Origin of the sequence: Glycomyces sp. NPDC021274, from assembly GCF_040641195.1 — a bacterium.
Classification (GTDB): domain Bacteria; phylum Actinomycetota; class Actinomycetes; order Mycobacteriales; family Micromonosporaceae; genus Glycomyces.
In genome coordinates this window covers 1-1,136 of the sequence record NZ_JBFADC010000109.1, presented here as the reverse complement: position 1 = coordinate 1,136, position 1,136 = coordinate 1, and the positions used below count along the sequence as shown (strand labels likewise).

At 69.0% G+C, this 1,136-nt stretch carries 3 protein-coding genes; 1 reads left to right on the top strand and 2 read right to left on the bottom strand.

What is annotated here, in order from left to right; translation table 11 throughout:
• Positions 1–335, bottom strand: a 335-nt coding sequence (locus tag AB0I03_RS26950; protein ID WP_360417450.1) for an MFS transporter, incomplete at its 3' end; no start/stop codon positions are given.
• A 28-nt stretch (positions 336–363) separates the two neighbouring features.
• Positions 364–801: a MarR family transcriptional regulator gene (locus tag AB0I03_RS26945; RefSeq protein WP_067347913.1), complete on the bottom strand. Its 438-nt coding sequence runs from the start codon at positions 799–801 to the stop codon at positions 364–366.
• A gap of 141 nt (positions 802–942) precedes the next feature.
• On the opposite strand from AB0I03_RS26945, the gene AB0I03_RS26940 reads away from it, so the two are divergent.
• The coding region (locus AB0I03_RS26940; protein ID WP_360417448.1) for a hypothetical protein at positions 943–1,136 on the top strand (194 nt) is incomplete at its 3' end.

Below are 1,136 nucleotides of genomic sequence, written 5' to 3'. Positions count from 1 at the left end.
CCGCCGTAGAGGCCGAAGAGGAGCATCGGCAGGAACTGGAGCGCGGTGGTGATGCCGACCGCGCCGGACGAGCCGGTGAGGCTGAGCACCAGCCAGTCCTGGGCGATGCGCTGCATCCAGGTGCCGGTGTTGGAGACCACCTGGCCGGTGGCAAAGAGGCGGTAGTTGCGTATGCGGAGGGAGCTGAACGTGCCCGTGCGCGGTGTGGCGGCGTGGCCGGTGGCGACACCGGGGGCCTCGGTGGGGCCCGGGGTGGTCGCGGTCGCGTCGTCGGTGACCGTGTCGTTGTGGGAGTTCGGTGCGGGTGCGGAGGGTGCTCCGTTTCCCGTACTCAAAGTGGGTTCGCCTCCTTAAGCCTGGGGTCTACAGCTGCGCGAGTTTCTCCAGTACGGGCGCGGCGTCCCGCAGCTTGGCCCACTCGTCCTCGTCCAGCCCGGAGGCCAGTTCGGCGAGCCAGGCGTTGCGCTTGCGGCGGCTCTCCTCGAGCATCGCCTCGGCCTGTTCGGTCTGGGTGACCACCTTCTGCCGGCGGTCGTCGGGGTGCGCCTCCAGCCGGACCAGCCCCTTGGCCTCCAGCATCGCCACGATCCGGGTCATCGACGGCGGCTGGACGTGCTCCTTGCGGGCCAGCTCGCCGGGGGTGGCGCGACCGCACCGGGCGAGGGTGCCGAGCACCGACATTTCGGTGGGGCTCAGCGACTCGTCGACCCGCTGGTGTTTCAGACGGCGCGACAGCCGCATCACGGCGGACCGCAGCGCGTTCACGGCATCAGCGTCGACGCCGTTGGACAGTTCCGGCATGGTCTTTAGCATAGCTCATTAGCCTTTCTAAGGAAAGCAGCGGTCCGGGGCCCTCCGGGGAGCACCCCGGGATCACCCGTATGAGTGAGGACGTCGCGGAAAGCGACACACCTGACCGCGCCGTGCAGGGACCGTGTCGGTATGGGATCGAGAGTGCTCAGCCTGCGCGTGGACGGGGAGCTGCTGGAGCGCCTTGGGCAGCACGCCGCAAAACGCGGAATGAGCGTCCAGGACTATGTGGTCCGGACGCTCATCCGCGAGGACTTCGATGAACGGTTGTCGAGCTCGGTCGACGCGACCGAGCAACTGCACGGCTGGGGGCCGGCGCCCGGACC

Coding starts and splice junctions, on each gene's coding strand:
- AB0I03_RS26945 (WP_067347913.1), bottom strand. CDS start 801: ATGCCGGAACTGTCCAACGGCGTCGACGCTGATGCCGTGAACGCGCTG.